An 18672-nucleotide genomic window follows, 5' to 3' on the forward strand; every position below is an offset into this window, starting at 1 on the left:
AGTGACTCTGCGCACCATCACTACCACCGCACCTTCTCGGCCGTGAAGGTGATCCTGGTCCCGGAGCTGATCGCCTCCGCGTACTGGCTCAGCTCCGGATCGGTGAGGTCACCGCCGTCCTGGCGGAAGATGCGCTGAAGCGCGGGCTTGATCTCGCTGACCGGTCGACCGGCATAGCGGCCGTGCAGAGCCGCGAGCGCGCGGCTCCGCTTGCGGGCGACATCGTCGAGGGTCGACTGGACCTGCTGCTGCAATTCGCGGCGAAGCGCTGCTTCGTTGAACGTGAATGACATGGTGATGTGTGAGCTCCCTGCCCGAACGGGCGTTGGGGAAGCGTGCCGTGCATCGAGACGTCGACGAGGGTCCGTGGCTCCGGGAGGAGCCACGGACCTTAGGGGCTAGCCCTTTCCGAGGGTCGAGCCGGCCTTCGACTTGGCGGCCTTGCCGGACGAGTCGGACGCGAGGGTCCTTCCCGCCTTCGACAGGGCAGCCTTCGAGGGCTTGGCCGACCGTGACGACTTCGACATCACGTGCTCCACTTCTCTATATGAGGGAGGCAGCGTCGCGTCAACGGGCCGGAGCCCGCTTCACGCAGAGGCCATGGAACCTCTAAGGTCAAGGAGTCCTTCCACAGACACCCTCGGCCCCGATCTGCCTATGAGCACCGAATCTGCTCAGGAGCAGATCGGGGCTGTTTACATTCACAACTGTAACTCAGTGGTCCGCTCTGCGCCTCTGTCGCAGCGGAAATGTGGTAAACACCTCCTGGTTTATCCACAGGATCTTGAGCCGCCAGGGGGCCGTCAGGGGCCGAAACGGACTGCTTTTCGAGCTGGGTCACGCTTCGGTCACGAATTACACGGCTGAAAGTCAAAGCTGAATGCTTGCTGAGGAAGTTATCCACAGGCAGCCTGCGCAGGACGTCCTCGACCGGTCGCCCGTGAGGAGATCCCGTTCGATCTCTGCCGCTAAGCCGCGCTTTGCGCGGCACGGGGCCCGAATGCGTGCTCACCGCGCCAGCTTCTCACCGACCCATGACACAGGGCCTTTCCGGGCTGAGTGCCATCCCGAATGGGGATCGATCGGCGGGACGCTGAGCGTCCAATTCCGCCACGACATGCATCACGAGACGGCATGGGCCGAGAACTGACATAAGGTCAATTTTGATGAAAAGGGCGCTTGTTTCTGGTGGTTGGGGTCAGCGTACGGCGCCGTCTCGCGCTGCCACCACTTCGGTGTAGAGCGGAGGCTGGTTGTCGTCCTCGAACATGCCGACCGGTGGCGGCGTGTAGGGCAGCGGATCACCGCCGTCGTTCTCGTCGCGAGAGTCCGCGAACGGCCCATCCATCGACAGGAGCACGTTCATGTGCGGGTCGCAGTGGTTGACCCACCAGGTGCTCGGCCCGTCCGTCTCGTCTCGTCGTGCGGCCTCCCACGCCCGCCACAGGGCTTCGATGCGCTGCACTGCCTCCTTGCTCTCCCACCAGGCCGCTTTCCAGCGCATGCCGCCCCCGGAGCCGTAGGCGATCACCCGGCGCCGGTAGGTGCTGATGAGCTGCTTGCGCACGAACTCATCCGCGGACCCGTAGTGCGTCGTCACTGCCTCCTCGTCTTGCGCCGGAGCGTGCTCCGAGGCGGGTGCGGAGTCCTCACCGCCGAACGGGTCGAAGTCGTCTGCGGTCATGCTTTCTCCATAGCGGCGGTAGTGACGAGGGGCGGCGTGGTCGGTGCGGGCTTGCCCGCTTTGTGGTTCGCGATGGAGGCGTTGATCGACTCCACCAGCGCCTTGGGTCCGTCGAGCCACGGGACGGTGCGCAGGATCGCGGCACGGTTACCGGAGGGCATCATCACCGCGCGCCCGATCTTGCGGCCCTTCCGCGGTGTGGGGAGGTTCGCCAGCTCCGCGACGTCGAGGATCAGTTCGCGCTTCAACGCGCTCGTGGTCGAGCGCACACCCTTGTTCATGCTCGCGGAGGTCGTCTCCCGGTCGTAGGTGCCGATCAGGTCGGACACCATGCGCAGGACCCTGAACCGACCCCTTGACAGCACGGTGCTCGGAGCTGAGTGACGCGATGCGCTCACACGCACCGCTCGAGCAAAGGCTCGCTCCCTCCTCCCTCCGCCGTCACACCCAACTAGGAGGTACCACAGGGGCTCGCGGGTATGTAAACGCCCAGCCCCATGCCCGTCGGCCACCCTTCCCGGCCACAGGGCCACGCCGCCGGGCCTGCGAAGCCCCGCGTTACCTCTTCTAGCGTTCCATAGCGGAACGCAATAAAGTCACTGCCTCGAAGGTAAGTTTCGGCTGGCTGGTATGAATTGCTTGCCCGACCCATTTGATGCCATTCTCATCAGCCTTGATAGACGCGGTTCCAACGGGTTCCGAAAGCTCTTGGGCTGTATCCATACCATGAAGTAGTGCGGCTTCCACTCCTTCGGACGTGAGAAGCTGTTCATGCCACCCGAAAACGTTGGAGGGTCCTCTTCGATATCTATAGAGGATGAAGGCGTCATTAGGTTCCTGTGCCCAGCAGTGAATAAGTTCGATATCACCAGCACGATCTTGCTTTAGGAAGACACGCACTCCTCGCAGGAAGGCGTCGGCTGTATGTTCCGCCTGTGTCATTGCCCAACTCCTCCTAATCGACAGTAGCAGAGGAGAAGAGTAGATTTCTTCTCCTCTGCTACTGACCGAACTTACTCCGTGAACATGATCTCCGGCAGGGGCGCGTAGTCGAACGCGACCTCGGTCACGTCGCTTGCGATCTCTGCCTTCAGCTCCTCGATCTCCGGCGACGCGAGGATCTCGGCCTGCTTCGCTTGTTGGTCCGCCGTGAGCCCTTCCTCCGCAGGCGTGCTCGACCGGCTAAACGGGTTGTCGACACCTGGGTAGTCAATCGAGTACGTCACCCAGTCGGCGCAGCGAGCTTCGCCGCCCTGCTTGCAGTAGAGGGTCTGCATGCCCATCTTTCCGCCGACGGGCCATCCGTAGTACAGGTCGTACGACCGGGGATTGTAGATGCCCAGCAACTCGACCTGCTCGCGGAGCACGCACCTGCCGTCGACGCAGTCGTAGTTGCCCGCGTAGGCCTTGAGATTGTAATTGCCGTTCCCCTGCAGCGTGCTGTTCGTGGAAGCCATCACCTTCTTCATTGCGTTGGTGCTCCAGATGTTGTGCTTGTGGAAAACCTTGTCGAGGCCCCACCCGCGCTCGATGTCTGCATCGTAGAAGCCGCGCCGGATCGGGAAACTCCCATGCGTACTGCTCGACACCGTCGCGAAGGTGTCTGTACTGGGGTAGCCGGCGGGCGGTTGTGCTGCCATCACCGGTCCCGTAGAGACCAGTCCGATTCCGGTGGCTGCGATGCCCGCAATAAGCAGGCTTGCAGCGAAGGAACGGAAACGCTTCATGCGATCCACCTTTAGCTTCTTGTCTCTACTCTCATTGGCACTTCTGAATTCCCTCAATGGCATATCGAACGGCCTTTCATCTGTAGCGTTTTTTCAGATGCGGATTGATCTCCGCGTTTGAAGAAGGCTTGCAGCGAAGTCAGGAACGGTCAAGAGCGGAGCTTCAAGTGGCGGGATAAGTGGCGCGTTCGTGAGCGAGGAGTCTTACTCGGATCTTCGTGAATTCGGCTCTACTTCTTTCTCTCCTCCGCTTTCGCTTGCTTCAGCGCCCTCGGTTGGCGTGGCCGGAAGGGTGGCGGCCAGCGCGCTGGTGAGATCACTTCGGGGGCCGCCCGCAATGCGACTCTCGTTGGCAGCACACTCCGATCGACCATATGAGTATGTGTCACGTTCCAGGCGTGTGGTGAGAGGATGAAAGGTATGACAGGAGCGAAAAATCGCAGCACACCAGTGAAACCACTCCAAGATCGAGCTCATCGAACGCGAGCCGCGATCGTCGCGGCGGCACGCGAAGTCGTCATCGAGGTGGGTAGAGATCGGGCGACAACCGCCAAGGTGGCGGCTCGCGCCAGCGTCGGCATCGGCACTCTCTACCGGTATTTCGTCGATTTCGCGGATGTGCTCGAGGCTGTTTATGCAGAGCATCCGATCTACGATAGACATCAAGCGGTACTGAGAGCTGCGCACAAGGCGACCGACTCGGAGAGCGCCGAGACCGTCGCGGTGGAAGCTCTTCAAGAACTCATAAAGGAACTCAGGGCTGAGTCGCTTCTCGAAGCCGAGCTGCGTCTTTACACCTGATCTCGGGATCGTGCGAGCAACCCGCGGTGTCCGCTCGCATCGCAGAAGGCCTTCGTTTGTTCAGCGAGCGCACGCATCGGATGCCTCGCCACGAGGGACCATCAGCGCTCGCCGCCCGACCGCTCCCCGAACTCCACGAGCTTCGCGAACAGGTCCTCGATCAGCCAGCGGGTGTCGAACGCCTCGCAGACCCGGATCGTGTGCGGTCCTGCGTCGGGCAGGAGCTCGCCGTCCGCGGAGAACCGCGGTGCGCGGCGCTCCCGCCAGCGTCCGCCGGCGGGGTTCATCACGGCGCCGATGGCCGGGCTGTCGCCCAGCGACCGGAAGTCGAGCGGCCCGTACGGGATGGTGTCGTTGAACGCGATCAGCTGGTCCACCAGGTAGTCGCCGAGGGGGCTGGTTCCGCGCAGGCGCGTCCGCAGCTCGGCGTGCCCGACTCCGACTCCGGAGTAGACGGGCATCGGGATCTGCCAGAGGGCGATGCCCGACTCGAGGACGCGGTTCGCGGCGTCGACGTCGTTGATCAGGTTGAACTCGGGGCTGTAGGCGGGGATCTCGTCGTAGGGCGGGCCGCCGACCCAGACGACCACGATGTCGCGGGAGGCGATCGACGGCTCGAGCAGCAGGGCGGCGGCGACGTCGGTCAGCGGCCCGAGCACGGCGATCCACAGGCGGCCCTCGTCGCGCAGCGCCTCGGCCACGATCAGGCGGGCGCCGTCCGACGCCTCGGCGGGCAGGGCCGACTCGGCGCCGTCGACGACGGTCACCGTCGATCCCGCCAACTCCACGATGCGGTCGATCTCGGCGCGCGACTCCGGCATGCTCCCCGGCCGGCCGAAGTGCGCCGCCACCAGACCGCGGACGTCGAGGGTGTCGGTCAGCAGCGCCTGGACGATCGCGAACTGGTCGTCGGCCTCGTTCGCGGCGTCGGTGCTGACGATCAGGCGGTGCGGGGGAGGCGGGGTCATGCGGACTCGCGCTGCACGAGGGTCGTCGCGAGGATCGGCTGCCGGTCGACCGGGCGGCCCTGCACGACGGCGACGACGGTCTCGGCGGCGACGCGGCCCATGTCCTCCAGGGGCTGCCGGATGGTCGTGAGGGTCGGATCCGAGGTGGTCGCGATGACGACGTCGTCGAAGCCGATCACGGAGACGTCGGCGGGGACGCGGCGGCCGGACGCCTGGAGCACGCGGATCGCGCCGTTGGCCATCAGGTCGGAGGAGGCGAAGACGCCGTCGAGGTCGGGGTGGCGCTGCAGGAGGCGCGCCATCGCGGCGGAACCGCTCTCGAGGGTGAAGGCGCCGTGCACGATCGGGCTGGAGTCGAGACCGAGCTCGGTGAGCTCGTCGCGCCAGCCGCGGATGCGGTCGCGGGCGGGCTCCATGTCGTGCGGGCCGGCGATGATGCCCAGGCGCCGGCGGCCGGAGTCGGCGAGCGCGCGGGCGGCGAGGCGGCCGCCTCCGTAGTTGTCGGAGTCGATGACGATCGCGCCCTCGGGCAGGGCGACGCGCGGGCGGCCGACCCAGGCGATCGGCACGGGGGAGTCGGCCAGCGCCTGCGCGAGGTGGGTGATCTCGTGCTGGAGGATCACGATCGCGCCGTCGACGGCCCGCGAGCGGAGGAAGCGGGGGATGCGGTCGCTGTCGTCGTGGTCGGCGGGCAGCAGCACGGGCTGCACCTCGCCGGCGTAGAGGCCCTTCGCGGCGCCCTTCAGCACCGAGGTGAAGAACGTCCCGGTGAGGCTGTCGAGCTCGTTGAAGGCGACGATCAGGGCGATGGCCCCGGCCCGCCCGCCGCGGAGCATCCGGGCGGCGCTGTTCGCCTCGTAGCCGAGGGACTTCGCGGCGCGCTCGACCGCGGCGGTCATCCGGACGTCGACATTGGTGCCGCCTGCGAGCACCCGGGCGGCGGTGGCGCGCGAGACGCCCGCGGCCTGGGCGACGTCCACCAGCGTGGGTCGAGTCATGCTGCTTCCTTCTGCGAGGGGAGGGTCCGGCTTCCGTGCCTCCCCGCGGAGCACGGTGGGGAGAACGTCGGAGTGAAGACTCGCACGGGGCGGCGGGCGGCCGTCCGGAACTGCTCGATTTGCGAAACTTCCCTTTGATACTAGGCGGAGATCGTTATCTCGCGGAGACCGGTTCTCGCTTGCATCGTGCTCGAGGGCGGGTTAGGTTGGCCGCCAAGAGATCGTTCTCTGAGGCCCGCCCTCACCGAAACCCTGCGAATCCCCAACGAAGAGGAATTGTCGTGAAAAGAAGCCTGACGGCCGTAGCCGCCGCAGCAGCAGTAGTCGCGCTCACCCTGACCGGGTGCTCGTCCGGAGGGGGAGGAGGCGCCTCGGACGACCCGAACGCCGAAGCCACCTTCTGGTCCTTCACCGGCATCAACGCCAAGGACAGCGTCGACGAGTACCTCGCGAAGATGCCCGACGCGAAGATCAAGCTCTCCGAGGTCGGCAGCACGACCGAGACCGCCACCGCCCTCACCGCGGCCCTCGCCGGCGGCAAGGTGCCCGACCTGGTCATGATCCAGAACGACGACCTGCCCCAGTTCGTCGCCAACAGCTCGAACTTCCTCGACCTGCGCACCCTCGGCGGCGACGACGTCGCCTCCACCTACCTCCCGTGGGCCGCCTCCGCCGCGACCGCCGACGACGGCTCCGTCGTGGGCGTCCCGACCGACGTCGGCGGACTGGGCTTCGCCTACCGCGCCGACCTCTTCGAGCAGGCCGGCCTGCCGACCGAGCCCGACCAGGTCGCCGAGCTCTGGAAGGACTGGCCGTCCTTCATCGAGACCGGCAAGAAGTACACCGAGGCGACCGGCAAGCCGTTCGTCGACAACATCGAGACCAGCGTCTTCTTCTCGACCGTCAACCAGGTCTCGGAGAAGTACTACTCGCCCGACGGCGAGCTGGTCTACGACACCAACCCGCAGGTGAAGGACGCGTTCCAGGTCGCCGTGGACACCAAGGACGCCGGCATCAGCGCCGGCATCGCCGCCTGGTCCTCGGGCTGGGCCCCGGGCCGCGCGAACGGCGCCTTCGCCGTGACGATCGCCCCCTCGTGGATCCTCGCCGGCATCAAGACCGACGCCCCCGACACCGCCGGCAACTGGCGCGTCACCAGCGTCCCCGGCATCGGCGGCAACTGGGGCGGCAGCGTCATCGCCATCCCCGCCCGCGCCGAGCACCCCGAGGCCGCCTGGCAGTACATCAAGACGATGATGTCGGCCGAGGGCCAGACCGACCACTTCAAGGCCTCGGGCACGCTGCCCGCCGCCACCGAGGCGGTCGCCAGCGACGAGGTCCAGTCGTACACCGACCCGTTCTTCGGCGACTCGAAGATCGGCGAGGTCATGGCGACCTCCGTCGAGCAGTTCCCGTCCTTCTACAACGGACCGGATACCACCCCGATCAACGGGGCGCTCCTCAACACCCTCGTCGAGCTGGAGGCCGGCAACGTGACCTCCGACAAGGCGTGGTCGACCGCACTCGACACGGCCAAGCAGGCCATCGGCGGCTGATCGCCCCACCCACCCGAGCGGCCCGGCGCCTCGCGCGCCGGGCCCCTCCCCCCTTTCTCGACGGAGGTACTCCCGTGTCAACGGTGACAGCAGCACCACCCCGCAAGCAGCGCAAGCAGCCCAGCGCGCCGGTCCAGAAGGCCGCGCGGATCCGCAACTCCCTCTCGGAGCGGATCGCCCCCTACGCGTACGTCGCGCCCTTCTTCATCATCTTCATCGTCTTCGGGCTCTTCCCGCTCCTGTTCACGTTCTACGTCTCGCTCTTCGACTGGAACCCGATCGGCGAGCAGACCTTCGTCGGCATCGCGAACTTCCAGCAGCTCTTCGCCGACTCCCGGTTCTGGAACGCGCTGGTCAACACCTTCGGCATCTTCATCATCTCGACGGTGCCCCAGCTGCTGTTCGCCCTCTTCCTCGCGCACCTGTTGAACCACGCCCGCCTCCGCTGGGCGAACTTCTTCCGCATGGCGCTGCTGGTGCCGTACATCACCTCCGTCGCGGCGACCGCGATCGTGTTCGCGCAGATCTTCGACAAGAACTTCGGCCTGATCAACTGGTTCCTCGGCATCTTCGGACTGCCGTCGATCAACTTCCTCGCCACGAACTACGGCTCCTGGATCGTCATCTCGACGATGGTCTTCTGGCGCTGGTTCGGCTACAACACGCTCCTCTACCTGGCGGGCCTGCAGTCGCTGCCCCGCGAGATGTTCGAGGCGGCCTCCGTCGACGGCGCGTCCAGCTGGCAGCAGTTCCGCCACCTGACGATCCCGGCGCTGCGCCCGATCATCGTCTTCACCGTGATCATGTCGACCATCGGCGGTCTGCAGATCTTCACGGAGGCGCTCCTGGTGGCTCCCGAATCGGGCCTCACCTGCGGCGCCGGCCGGCAGTGCCAGACGCTGGCGCTCTTCCTCTACGAGCAGGGCTTCGGCCAGTTCAAGTTCGGCTACGGATCCGCCATCGGCGTCGTGCTGTTCGTGATCGTGGTCCTCGTCTCCCTCCTCAACTTCTACCTCTCCACCCGCACCCGGAAGGAGGCCGTCTGATGTCGGATGTGATCGACCAGGCCGTCCCGCAGACGCTGGCCCCCACGGTCCAGAAGGCACAGCTGCCGAAGCGGCGCGGGAAGGGCGGCGGAGTCGGCTGGCCGACCTACGTCTTCCTCGTGATCGCGGTGCTCGTCTCGATCTTCCCGCTCTACTACATGTTCGTGGTCGCGTCGGTCGGAGCGACCGCCGTCACGTCGATCCCGCCGCGCCTGTACCCGGGCACGAACTTCATGGCGATCGCCGAGAAGGTGTTCGACACCGTCCCGTTCATCGCCTCGATGCTGAACAGCCTCATCGTGTCGCTGAGCATCGCCGTCATCTCGGCGATCCTCTGCGCGATGGCCGGCTTCGCCTTCGCGAAGCTGCAGTTCCCGGGCCGCAACGTGCTGTTCCTGATCGTGCTGCTGACGATGACGGTGCCGGCGCAGCTGAGCATCATCCCGCAGTACCTGATCGTCTCGGCGCTCGACTGGGTCGACACCCTCCAGGCGATCATCGTGCCGGGCCTGGCCAGCGCCTTCGGCATCTTCTGGATGCGGCAGCACATGTCCACGACGGTCAGCGACGAGCTGATCCAGGCGGCCCGCATCGACGGCGCCAACTCGTGGCAGCTGTTCTGGCGCATCGCCTTCCCGGTGGTCCGCCCCGCGGCGTTCGTCCTCGGACTGATCACGTTCACCGCGGTCTGGAACGACTTCATGTGGCCGTTCATCGTCCTCAAGTCGCCGGAGCTGTTCACGGTGCAGATCGCGCTGAAGCAGCTGCAGGCCAACCGCTCGATCGACGTCGCCCTGGCGATGGGCGGATCGTTCATGGCCACCCTCCCGCTGCTGATCGCGTTCTTCTTCGTCGGCCGCCGGATGGTGTCCGGGATCATGGACGGGGCGTTCAAGGGCTGATGCACGACGCTTCCCCAGCACTGCCCGGGACGCACGCCGCGCGTCCTCCCGGGCGGGACTGGCGGGACCGCGCTCTGCCTCCGGCCGAGCGCGCCCGCCTCCTGACCCAGGAACTCACCCTCGAGGAGAAGGCGGCGCAGCTCGGCTCCGTCTGGCTCACCGACTCCGCCGACGACTTCGCCCCGAAGCTCGACGACGGGCCCGCCGCGGGCGACGACCTCTTCACCGGCGGCCTCGGCCAGCTGACCCGCGTGTTCGGCACCGAGCCGGTCACCGTCCCGGAGGGCGTCCGCCGGCTCCGCGAGCTGCAGGAGCGCGTGGTCGCCGGCAGCCGCCTCGGCATCCCGGCCATCGCGCACGAGGAGTGCCTCACCGGCCTGGCCGCGTACGGCGCGACCGCGTTCCCCACTCCGCTCGCCTGGGCGGCCACCTTCCACGAGGAGCTCGTGGGCGAGATGGCGGAGGCGATCGGCTCGGACATGCGCGCCCTCGGCATCCACCAGGGCCTCGCCCCGGTCGTCGACGTCGTGAAGGACTACCGCTGGGGCCGCGTCGAGGAGACCCTCGGCGAGGACCCGTACCTGGTCTCGCAGCTCGGCGCCGCCTACGTCGCGGGGCTGGAGGGGACCGGCGTCGTCGCGACGCTGAAGCACTTCGCCGGGTACGCCGCCTCCCGCGGCGCCCGCAACCACGGCCCGGTGAGCATGGGGCCGCGCGAGCTCGCCGACACGGTGCTGCCTCCGTTCGAGGCCGCCCTGCGGCACGGCGGTGCCCGCAGTGTGATGACCTCGTACACCGACATCGACGGCGTGCCCAGCAGCGCCAGCCGGCACCTGCTGACGACGCTGCTCCGCGACCGCTGGGGCTTCGAGGGCACGGTCGTCGCCGACTACTGGGCGGTGCCGTTCCTCCAGGCCATGCACCACGTGGCGGTCGACGCGGCCGACGCGGGGCGCCTGGCGCTGCACGCGGGGGTCGACGTCGAGCTGCCGCAGACGGCGGCGTACGGCGAGCTGCCGCGTCTGATCCGCGAGGGCGTCGTCGACGAGGCCGACCTCGACCGCTCCGTCGCCAGGCACCTCCGCCACAAGTTCGAGGCGGGCCTGCTCGACGGCGGCCCGCTGGTGCCCGACGGGGCCGAGGAGGTCGACCTCGACAGCGCTCGCAACCGCGCGATCTCGTCGCGGATCGCGGAGGAGTCGGTCGTGCTGCTGCGCGACGAGGACGTCGCGGGGCTGCTGTCCTCCGGCTCGCTCGCCGTCGTGGGACCGGCCGCGGACCAGTTCCGCAGCCTGGTGGGCTGCTACGCGTTCCCCAACCACGTGCTCTCCAAGCACCCCGGGCACGACCTCGGCCTGTCGATCCCGACGGTGCTGACGGCGCTGCAGGAGGAGTTCGGAGCGTCGCGCGTGCGCTTCGCGGAGGGCGGCTCGATCACCTCCGCGTCGACCGACGGCGTGCAGGAGGCGGTGGACCTCGTCCGCGGCTCCGATGCGGCGGTCGTCGTGGTCGGCGACATCGCCGGGCTCTTCGGCGACGGCACCTCGGGCGAGGGCTGCGACGCGGCCGACCTCCGCCTCCCCGGAGCGCAGGAGCCGCTGGTGACGGCCGTGCTCGAGACCGGCGTGCCCACCGTGGTGGTCGTCCTCTCGGGCCGGCCCTACGCGCTCGGGGCGTTCGGAGCGGCGCGCGGACTCGTGCAGGCGTTCTTCCCGGGAGCGGACGGGGCGGCCGCGGTCGCCGGCGTGCTCTCGGGCCGCGTGGCTCCGACCGGGCGGCTGCCCGTGCAGATCCCGCGGCTCCCGTCCGCGTCGACCACGTACCTGCAGCCGTCGCTCGGGCTCTCGAACCCCGGGATCACGGCGCTGGACGCGACTCCGCTCTACCCGTTCGGCTACGGGCTGACCCGCGGCGCGGTGACGTACACGGAGCTGGCGACGGCGGCGGAGCTGCCGGTCGGCGGATCGCTCGACGTGGCGGTATCGCTCCGGAACGACGGCGCCGACACGGTCGAGGTGGTGCAGCTCTACGCGGGCTACCCGACCTCGGCGGTGGTGCGGCCGGTCGCGCAGCTCATCGGCTTCGCGCGCGTGCCGATCGCGGCGGGCGAGACGATGACGGTGCACTTCCACGTCGACGCGGCCCGGCTCGCGGTGACGGGGGAGGACGGCCGGCTCGCCGTGGACCCGGGGCCGCTGCGGCTGACGGCCGGCGCCTCGGCGGCGGACGCGGCGGTGACGGCGGAGGTGTCGATCACGGGGGAGCGGCGGCTGCTCGCCGAGCGGGCGCTGCGGACCCCCTGGTCGGTGGCGCGAGGCTGAGCGGTCGGCGCCTCAGGGGGGAGGCGCCGGCCGCTCGCGGGGGGCGGGCCGGCGGTGCCGGCTCGCGACCCCGCGGAAGTCGCGGTACTCGCGCGCGAGTCCTGCGACTTCTGCGGGGTCGTCGGCCCGGAGCGCGACGGCCGCGTAGCACCGCAGGCGCACAGCGCAAGGGGCCCGCGCGAGCCGGGGGCTCGGCCTAGCGTGGAAGGAGCGGCGCCGCCGGTGGCGGCCCGCGGAGAAGACCGATGCAGAGGAGAGTCATGCCCGCCCTGACCGACACGTTCACGCTGTCCAACGGAGTCGCCATCCCGAAGATCGGGTTCGGCACCTGGCAGATCCCCGACGGCCCCGAGGCCTACGACGCGACGACCGCCGCGCTCGAGGCCGGCTACCGCCACATCGACACCGCCCGCGCCTACGGCAACGAGGCGAGTGTCGCCCGGGCCCTGCGCGACAGCGGCGTCCCGCGCGACGAGGTGTTCATCACCACCAAGCTCCCGGCCGAGGTGAAGGACTACGAGGGCGCGAAGGCGAGCTTCGAGACCACCATGGCGGCGCTCGAGCTCGACCACGTCGACTTGTACCTCATCCACGCCCCGTGGCCCTGGCAGGACATGGGCTCCGACCACCGCGAGGGCAACATCGCGGCGTGGAAGGCGATGGAGGAGATCCTCGAGGCCGGTCGCTCGCGCGCCATCGGCGTCTCGAACTTCCAGGTCGCCGATCTGGAGTCGCTGATCGCGGCGACCGACGTGGTGCCGCACGCCAACCAGATCCGCTGGTTCGTCGGCAACACCCAGGACGAGACGACCGCGTACTGCAAGGAGCACGGCATCCTCGTCGAGGGGTACTCGCCGCTCGCGACGGGCGGCCTGCTCGACAACTCCGACATCGGCGAGATCGCCGCGAAGTACGACAAGTCGGTGGCGCAGCTCTGCATCCGCTACCTGCTCGAGAAGGACGTGCTGCCGCTGCCGAAGTCGACGACGCCCTCGCGCATCGTCGAGAACGCCGACGTCGACTTCGAGATCTCGTCCGAGGACCTCGCGCACCTCGACTCGCTCGTCGACACGGAGTCCTGATCCGCGGGCGCCCGCTCCTGACGGTCCGGAGGCCGTCGCACTCGAGCTCGAGCGCGGCGGCCTCCGTCGTCTCGGCGCATCGGCCGCCGCCTCCGCTCGCGAGTGCGCAGGAGTCGTCGCACTCGACGTCGAGTGCGACAAGTCCTGGCTTCTCGCCGGACTCCTCCGATCGCGGTTCCGCGAGTGTGCAGGAGTTGTCGCAGTCGGTCTCGAGTGCGACAACTCCTGGAGTCTCGGGGTGCTCGGCACAGGAGCGACGGGCGTCCGGCGTCCCGAGGCCGGTCGCGAGTGCGCAGGAGTTGTCGCGGTCGGTCTCGAGTGCGACAACTCCTGGCTTCTCGTCGGGCTCATCCGGACCGCGGTTCCGCGAGTGTGCAGGAGTTGTCGCGGTCGGTCTCGAGTGCGACGACTCCTGGCTTCTCGCCGAGGCGAGCCGGGGCGGGCGGGCGTCAGGCCAGGCGCAGCAGGCGGCAGCCGTGCGGCTCGAGCTCGAGCTCGACGGCGCCGCCGACGATCGGCAGCTCGGCGCCGCTCCACACGTCGACGGCCGAGGTCGCGCCGGAGCAGCCCAGGTCGGCCAGGTGCGCGGAGTAGGTCCGCGCCGATGAGCCCAGCCAGAACACTCCGCGCCACTGCTCGTCGCCGCGCCACGCCGACCACACCACCAGGTCGCCGTCGCGGACGATCTCGCGGCTGCCGTCGCTGCCGAGCAGCGCGAGGACGTCGTCGTTCGTCAGCAACGCCAGAGTGTCGGCGGGCGTGTCCGGGAGGTGCCCGCCCATCATCAGCGGCGAGCGGAGCAGGCACCACAGCGTCACGAGCGTCCGCTGCTCCGCGGGCGTGAACCGCGAGAGCCGGTCCTCGCCCACGTGCGCGCGCACGCCGATCCGCCCCAGCGGCAGCATGTCGGCGTCGGCCCAGGCGCCGGGACGCTGGTGCGGAGCCCAGCGCGCCGCCCGCTGGAACTGCTCGTGCAGGTGGGCCCAGTCGTCCCAGAAGTCGTCCGAGATCCGCCACATCTGCGCGGTCGACCGCAGCAGCTCGAGGTTCTCGAGCGAGAGCTGCTTGCCGGGGGAGAGGCTCAGCACCATCGGACGGCCGGTCGCGTCGATCGCGCGGGAGAGTGCGGCGATCTCCTCCGCCTGGATCGGCGGGTAGAGCACGTCGTCGAGCTTCACGAAGTCGACGCCCCACGAGGCCAGCTGCGCCATCACGGAGTCGCAGTACTGCTGCGCGCCGGGCGCGCTCATGTCGACGCCGTAGTTGTCCGGGTTCCACGGGCAGACGTTCCCGCGGTCGGCGATGTCGGCGCAGGTCGCCTCCGCCCCGAGCACCGGCAGGCCGAGCTCGGCCGCTCGGCGGGGGACGCCGCGCATCAGGTGCACCCCGAAGCGGAGGCCGAGGGCGTGCACGCGCGCGGCCAGCGCCGTGAACCCGCCCGTCGCCGCGGAGGGGAAGCGTCCGACGGCGGGCTGCGGGCGGCCCCAGTCGTCGAGCACCGGCTCCGACACCTCCTGGTAGCCGCTCGTGCCGGGATCGGGCTCGTACCACTGGATGTCGACGACGACCGTGTCCCAGCCGTGCGGCAGGAGGTGCTCGGCGAGGTACTCGGCGTTCGCGAGCACCTCCTCCTCCGTCACCGAGGCGCCGAAGCAGTCCCAGCTGTTCCAGCCCATCGGCGGGCGGCGGGCGGCCTCCGTGCGCGCGGCGATCACGACAGCTCCAGCGTCACGGTCGCGAAGGAGTGCGGGGGCAGCGTGACCCGCAGGCCTGTGGCCGTGGTCTCGATGCCCTCGAGGGCGACGGGGCTCACCTCGTCGGCGGCGCCGGGCCGGTTGTGCGCGTCGGGGCGGTCGGCGGTGAGGAGGCGGCCGGTCGCGCCGGTCACGGTCCCACCGCGGAAGTCGAGGGAGACCTCGAGCGGCTCCTCCAGGTCGACGTTGGTCAGCGAGACCAGGACGCGGCCGTCCTTCGTGGAGGCGGAGGCGGAGGCGACGGGTATCTCGCGGCCGTCGACCGCGTGCGTCGGGCCGGCGACCGTGGTCGGCAGAACCGTCGCGTCGTGGTGCCCCTTGTTCATCTCGAACACGTGGTACGTCGGCGTGCGGACCATCTCGCCGCCGTCCGGGTCGGTCAGCAGCATCGCCTGCAGCACGTTCACCGTCTGCGCGATGTTCGCCATCGTCAGGCGGTCGGCGAAGCCGTGGAAGACGTCGAAGTGCCAGGCCGCGACCATCGCGTCGCGGATCGTGTTCTGCTGGAAGAGGAAGCCCGGGTGGGTCCCCGGCTCCACGTCCCACCAGGTGCCCCACTCGTCGAGCACCATCCCGTACTTCTTCTCGGGGTCGTGGACGTCCATCACCGCGGCGTGCGAGCGGAGCAGCTCCTCGATCCCCTGCGCGGCCACGATCGTGCTCCAGTAGGTGTCGGCGTCGAAGTCGGTCGCGCTGCCCTTCGCGTGCCAGCTGCCGCCGATCGTGTAGTAGTGCACCGAGACCGACTCCCACGGCACGGAGGAGAAGGGGTGCCCCTCGATCTCGGGGATCACCTCCATCAGCGTCTGCGTCCAGTGGGTGTCGGCGCCGTCGGCTCCGGCCGCCACGCGGTAGAGCGGAGTGTCGTTGCCGCTCTGCACGAAGGTCCCGAACTGCCGCGCCAGGTCGGCGTAGGCGCCGGCGCGCATGTTGCCGCCGCAGCCCCAGGTCTCGTTGCCGAGCCCCCAGAAGCGGACGGTCCACGGCTCCTCCCGGCCGTGGGAGCGGCGCAGGTCGGCCATCGGCGACTTGCCCGCGCCGGTGAGGTACTCGGCCCAGTCCGCCATCTCCTGCACGGTGCCGGAGCCGATGTTGCCCGAGATGTAGGCGTCGGCGCCGAGCAGCCCGCAGAGCGCCATGAACTCGTGGGTGCCGAAGGAGTTGTCCTCCGCGACTCCGCCCCACTGGGTGTTGATCAGGCCGGGGCGCTCCTCGCGCGGGCCGATGCCGTTGGTCCAGTGGTAGCGGTCGGCGAAGCAGCCGCCGGGCCAGCGGAGGTTGGGGATGTCGAGGGCGCGGAGGGCCTCGACGACGTCCAGGCGGATCCCGCCCTCGTTCGGGACGGGCGAGTCCTCGCCGACCCAGAAGCCGTCGTAGATGCACCGGCCGAGGTGTTCGGCGAAATGGCCGTAGAGGTGGCGGCTGATGGTGGCGCCGGGGCGGTCGAGGTCGACGGTGACGGTGCTGTTCACGGGGTGCTCCAGGATGGTGGCGGACGGGTCGGCGGCGGTGCCGGCGGTGTCGAGGACGCCGGGGTCGGCGGCGGTGCTCACGCGGTCTTGCGGACGAGCCGCAGGACGATCGCGCGGTCGGCGTGGAAGGTCGGCAGGTCCAGGCCCGCCTCGCCCAGCAGGCTCCCCGAGTAGGCGGGGGCCGGGGCGTCGGAGTCCAGCGGCACCGTCGACTCCAGCCAGTGCGGGCTCTGCCAGGGCGGGCCGAGCGAGCCGGGGCGCGCGGTCTCGATCCGGTAGCGCGCCCGCGGATCCAGGCCCGGGAGGCGGACGCGGCGGCGCGAGTCCGCGGTCAGCGCAGGCGTGACCAGCGTGTACAGCGCCTCCGAGCCGTCCGGCGCGACGACGCCGCGCAGCGACGGCGCGTCGGGGTCGGAGTCGTCGCCTCCGACGACCCGGCCGGTCGCGATCAGGCCGCGGTGCTCGCGGTACGCCGCGATCCAGCCCGCCAGCACGGGCTCCTCCTCCGCGTCCAGCTCGCGGAGGTCCCACTCGATCCCGAAGTGGCCGAGGAAGGCGATCGCGCAGCGGGTGTGCAGGTCGCTGGTGCGACCGGTGACGGAGTTGACCGGCGAGGCGACGTGCGAGCCGAGCATCTCCGGCGGCACGAGCAGCCCGGTCCAGCGCAGCATCCGCGAGCGGTCCAGCGGGTCCTGGTTGTCGGAGGTGTGCACGCGGTCGGTGCGCTCGAGGATCCCCAGGTCGACCCGGCCGCCGCCGGAGGCGCAGCTCTCGATCTCGAGCTCCGGGTGCCGGGCGCGCAGCTCGTCGATCAGCCGGTACAGCGCGAGCGTCTGCTCGTGCACCGCGGCCGTCCCGGTGGCGGGGTGGCCCGCGTCGATCAGGTCGCGGTTGTGATCCCACTTGAGGTACGCGACGCCGAGGTCGGCGACCAGGCCGTCGAGCACGCCGAGGATGTGCGCGAACGCGTCGGGGTTCGTCAGGTCGAGCACCTGCTGGAAGCGGAACCGCGGCGGCAGCTCCTCGCGGGCCCGCAGGATCCAGTCGGGGTGCGCGCGGGCGAGGTCGGAGTCCTCGTTGATCATCTCGGGCTCGACCCAGAGGCCGAACTCCATGCCCAGGCCGCGGACGTGCTCGGCGAGGGGGAGGAGGCCGTCGGGCCAGGCGACGGGGTCGGGCGTCCAGTCGCCGAGGCCGGCGCGGTCGTCACTGCGGCCGAGGAACCAGCCGTCGTCGAGCACGTAGCGCTCGACCCCGAGGGCGGCGGCTCGGTCGGCCAGCTCGGCGAGGACGGCGAGGTCCTGGTCGAAGTAGACCGCCTCCCAGACGTTGAGCGTCACCGGGCGCGGCCGGCGCGAGGAGCGGGAGACCCCGCGGAGGTGGGCGTGGAAGCGGGCGGCCGCAGCGTCGAGGCCGCGGCCGAAGCTGCCGGAGATCCAGGGGGAGGAGTAGCTCTCGCCGCTCGCGAGGCGCACCTCGCCGGGCAGGAGCAGCTCGCCGCCGCGGAAGGCGAGCCAGCCGTCGCCGCGCTCCACCGCGTGCTCGTGGTTGCCGCCGATGCCGACGTGGCAGAGCCAGACCCGGCCGTCGGCGGAGTCGAAGCCGGGGGTGCCGACCGCGACGACCGTCGTCGCGTCCAGGCCGGTGCGGCCGCGCCGCGAGGAGCGGGAGTGGGTGCCGGTGACGACGGGGTGGCGCTGGGGGATCTTCTCGGTGCCCCAGCGGCCGGAGAAGTCCAGGATCTCGCGGGCCTCGGTCGGGATCCGGAGGGCGGGGTCGACGCCGATCACCTCGAGGTGCCCGGCGCCGTCGTTGCGGACCGAGACGCGGGTCCTGAGCAGTCCGGCAGGAGAGAGAACGATCTCTAGGACGACCCCGATCCGGGCCTGCGCGTCGTGCGCCTCGACGGTCACGGCGGCGCTGCCGGCCTGCGCGACCGCGCCCTCCGCGAGGGCCTCCCCGTCCACCGAGACGGTGTCCACGGTCAGCCTCGGCGACCAGCCGGCGCCCTCCCGGTGCACCCGGAGACCCGGCAGGCCGGCCCAGCCGAAGGTGTGCTCGGGCAGGATCCCGGGCTCGTAGGGGACGTCGGAGGAGCCCTCGATCCCCGTCCGCACGGGAGTTCTTGCGAAAGCTGCGAGATCGTCGTCGCTCGCGTCGAGTCGCGGACCCCAGTGCAGCAGCACGGGCAGGTCGCCTCCCGACTGAGTGAGGAGGGCGGACACGTCATCGGCGACGAGATGGATCACTCTCGGGGATTGCATGTCCCCATTCCTATCGTCGATCCTGGTCTGAGTACAGCGAGAGATCGATCTCGACCCTCGGTCGGATGGACCACCGCGCGGATCGACCCGCGCCGAT

General features: G+C 69.6%; 17 protein-coding genes. 6 read left to right on the forward strand and 11 right to left on the reverse strand.

Translation table 11 applies throughout. The annotated features are described in order from the left end of the window. Positions 1 to 20 precede the first annotated feature (20 nt). From C5C29_RS05305 to C5C29_RS05320, 6 genes are all read right to left on the reverse strand, one after another. Positions 21 to 293, reverse strand: coding sequence for a hypothetical protein (locus tag C5C29_RS05305; protein ID WP_104262294.1), 273 nt, complete (start codon positions 291 to 293; stop codon positions 21 to 23). A 105-nt stretch (positions 294 to 398) separates the two neighbouring features. Then, positions 399 to 527, reverse strand: a complete 129-nt coding sequence (locus tag C5C29_RS17405; protein WP_258063410.1) for a hypothetical protein — start codon at positions 525 to 527, stop codon at positions 399 to 401. 671 nt (positions 528 to 1198) lie between these two features. Beyond that, positions 1199 to 1684 carry a DUF4913 domain-containing protein gene (locus C5C29_RS05310; protein WP_104308051.1) on the reverse strand — a complete coding sequence of 162 codons (486 nt, stop codon included), beginning with the start codon at positions 1682 to 1684 and terminating at the stop codon, positions 1199 to 1201. Further along, a complete protein-coding gene (locus tag C5C29_RS05315) occupies positions 1681 to 2016 on the reverse strand; it encodes a hypothetical protein (RefSeq protein ID WP_104308052.1) in 336 nt (111 codons plus the stop codon). Before C5C29_RS05315 ends, C5C29_RS05310 begins: the two co-directional genes overlap by 4 nt. Before the next feature lie 235 nt (positions 2017 to 2251). Beyond that, positions 2252 to 2626, reverse strand: coding sequence for a hypothetical protein (locus tag C5C29_RS16805; protein WP_146076867.1), 375 nt, complete (start codon positions 2624 to 2626; stop codon positions 2252 to 2254). A gap of 71 nt (positions 2627 to 2697) precedes the next feature. Next, on the reverse strand, positions 2698 to 3420 hold the full coding sequence (locus C5C29_RS05320; RefSeq protein WP_104262297.1) for a hypothetical protein: 723 nt from the start codon (positions 3418 to 3420) through the stop codon (positions 2698 to 2700). 411 nt (positions 3421 to 3831) lie between these two features. On the opposite strand from C5C29_RS05320, the gene C5C29_RS05325 reads away from it, so the two are divergent. Next, entirely contained in the window at positions 3832 to 4212 is a 381-nt protein-coding gene (locus C5C29_RS05325) for a TetR/AcrR family transcriptional regulator (RefSeq protein ID WP_181128752.1), read from the forward strand. Between the two features lie 101 nt (positions 4213 to 4313). Here the strand turns inward: C5C29_RS05325 and C5C29_RS05330 are convergent, their stop codons facing one another. Both C5C29_RS05330 and C5C29_RS05335 read right to left on the reverse strand, forming a co-directional pair. Continuing rightward, positions 4314 to 5180 (reverse strand): nucleoside hydrolase, encoded by an 867-nt coding sequence (locus C5C29_RS05330; RefSeq protein WP_104308054.1) that lies wholly within the window; start codon positions 5178 to 5180, stop codon positions 4314 to 4316. Beyond that, positions 5177 to 6178 carry a LacI family DNA-binding transcriptional regulator gene (locus tag C5C29_RS05335; RefSeq protein ID WP_104308055.1) on the reverse strand — a complete coding sequence of 334 codons (1002 nt, stop codon included), beginning with the start codon at positions 6176 to 6178 and terminating at the stop codon, positions 5177 to 5179. Before C5C29_RS05335 ends, C5C29_RS05330 begins: the two co-directional genes overlap by 4 nt. Before the next feature lie 281 nt (positions 6179 to 6459). Between C5C29_RS05335 and C5C29_RS05340 the strand changes: the two genes are divergently transcribed. From C5C29_RS05340 to C5C29_RS05360, 5 genes are all read left to right on the forward strand, one after another. Continuing rightward, positions 6460 to 7734 carry an extracellular solute-binding protein gene (locus C5C29_RS05340; protein WP_104224676.1) on the forward strand — a complete coding sequence of 425 codons (1275 nt, stop codon included), beginning with the start codon at positions 6460 to 6462 and terminating at the stop codon, positions 7732 to 7734. 83 nt (positions 7735 to 7817) lie between these two features. Next, positions 7818 to 8780, forward strand: a complete 963-nt coding sequence (locus C5C29_RS05345; RefSeq protein WP_104224677.1) for a carbohydrate ABC transporter permease — start codon at positions 7818 to 7820, stop codon at positions 8778 to 8780. Further along, positions 8780 to 9682: a carbohydrate ABC transporter permease gene (locus C5C29_RS05350; RefSeq protein ID WP_104224678.1), complete on the forward strand. Its 903-nt coding sequence runs from the start codon at positions 8780 to 8782 to the stop codon at positions 9680 to 9682. Before C5C29_RS05345 ends, C5C29_RS05350 begins: the two co-directional genes overlap by 1 nt. Further along, positions 9682 to 12003, forward strand: a complete 2322-nt coding sequence (locus C5C29_RS05355; RefSeq protein ID WP_104308056.1) for a glycoside hydrolase family 3 N-terminal domain-containing protein — start codon at positions 9682 to 9684, stop codon at positions 12001 to 12003. Before C5C29_RS05350 ends, C5C29_RS05355 begins: the two co-directional genes overlap by 1 nt. Before the next feature lie 260 nt (positions 12004 to 12263). Beyond that, positions 12264 to 13085, forward strand: a complete 822-nt coding sequence (locus C5C29_RS05360; RefSeq protein WP_104226493.1) for an aldo/keto reductase — start codon at positions 12264 to 12266, stop codon at positions 13083 to 13085. A 449-nt stretch (positions 13086 to 13534) separates the two neighbouring features. On the opposite strand, the gene C5C29_RS05365 is transcribed toward C5C29_RS05360, so the two are convergent. Genes C5C29_RS05365 through C5C29_RS05375 form a run of 3 tightly spaced genes read right to left on the reverse strand, consistent with a single transcriptional unit; the run spans position 13535 to position 18575 of the window. Beyond that, positions 13535 to 14800: a glycoside hydrolase family 27 protein gene (locus tag C5C29_RS05365; RefSeq protein WP_258069461.1), complete on the reverse strand. Its 1266-nt coding sequence runs from the start codon at positions 14798 to 14800 to the stop codon at positions 13535 to 13537. After that, positions 14797 to 16392, reverse strand: coding sequence for an alpha-L-arabinofuranosidase C-terminal domain-containing protein (locus C5C29_RS05370; RefSeq protein WP_308470863.1), 1596 nt, complete (start codon positions 16390 to 16392; stop codon positions 14797 to 14799). Before C5C29_RS05370 ends, C5C29_RS05365 begins: the two co-directional genes overlap by 4 nt. Then, positions 16389 to 18575 (reverse strand): alpha-galactosidase, encoded by a 2187-nt coding sequence (locus C5C29_RS05375; RefSeq protein WP_104308057.1) that lies wholly within the window; start codon positions 18573 to 18575, stop codon positions 16389 to 16391. The genes C5C29_RS05370 and C5C29_RS05375 overlap by 4 nt, the downstream gene beginning before the upstream one ends. Positions 18576 to 18672 lie beyond the last annotated feature (97 nt).

Source organism: Rathayibacter sp. AY1H2 (assembly GCF_002931985.1).
In the GTDB taxonomy this organism is placed as follows: Bacteria; Actinomycetota; Actinomycetes; order Actinomycetales; family Microbacteriaceae; genus Rathayibacter.

What these genes read in the sequence shown, in the direction of transcription:
- C5C29_RS05305 (WP_104262294.1), bottom strand. Translation starts at nt 293, where the DNA reads ATGTCATTCACGTTCAACGAAGCAGCGCTTCGCCGCGAATTGCAGCAG.
- C5C29_RS17405 (WP_258063410.1), bottom strand. Translation starts at nt 527, where the DNA reads ATGTCGAAGTCGTCACGGTCGGCCAAGCCCTCGAAGGCTGCCCTGTCG.
- C5C29_RS05310 (WP_104308051.1), bottom strand. Translation starts at nt 1,684, where the DNA reads ATGACCGCAGACGACTTCGACCCGTTCGGCGGTGAGGACTCCGCACCC.
- C5C29_RS05315 (WP_104308052.1), bottom strand. Translation starts at nt 2,016, where the DNA reads ATGGTGTCCGACCTGATCGGCACCTACGACCGGGAGACGACCTCCGCG.
- C5C29_RS16805 (WP_146076867.1), bottom strand. Translation starts at nt 2,626, where the DNA reads ATGACACAGGCGGAACATACAGCCGACGCCTTCCTGCGAGGAGTGCGT.
- C5C29_RS05325 (WP_181128752.1), top strand. Translation starts at nt 3,832, where the DNA reads ATGACAGGAGCGAAAAATCGCAGCACACCAGTGAAACCACTCCAAGAT.
- C5C29_RS05330 (WP_104308054.1), bottom strand. Translation starts at nt 5,180, where the DNA reads ATGACCCCGCCTCCCCCGCACCGCCTGATCGTCAGCACCGACGCCGCG.
- C5C29_RS05335 (WP_104308055.1), bottom strand. Translation starts at nt 6,178, where the DNA reads ATGACTCGACCCACGCTGGTGGACGTCGCCCAGGCCGCGGGCGTCTCG.
- C5C29_RS05350 (WP_104224678.1), top strand. Translation starts at nt 8,780, where the DNA reads ATGTCGGATGTGATCGACCAGGCCGTCCCGCAGACGCTGGCCCCCACG.
- C5C29_RS05355 (WP_104308056.1), top strand. Translation starts at nt 9,682, where the DNA reads ATGCACGACGCTTCCCCAGCACTGCCCGGGACGCACGCCGCGCGTCCT.
- C5C29_RS05360 (WP_104226493.1), top strand. Translation starts at nt 12,264, where the DNA reads ATGCCCGCCCTGACCGACACGTTCACGCTGTCCAACGGAGTCGCCATC.
- C5C29_RS05375 (WP_104308057.1), bottom strand. Translation starts at nt 18,575, where the DNA reads ATGCAATCCCCGAGAGTGATCCATCTCGTCGCCGATGACGTGTCCGCC.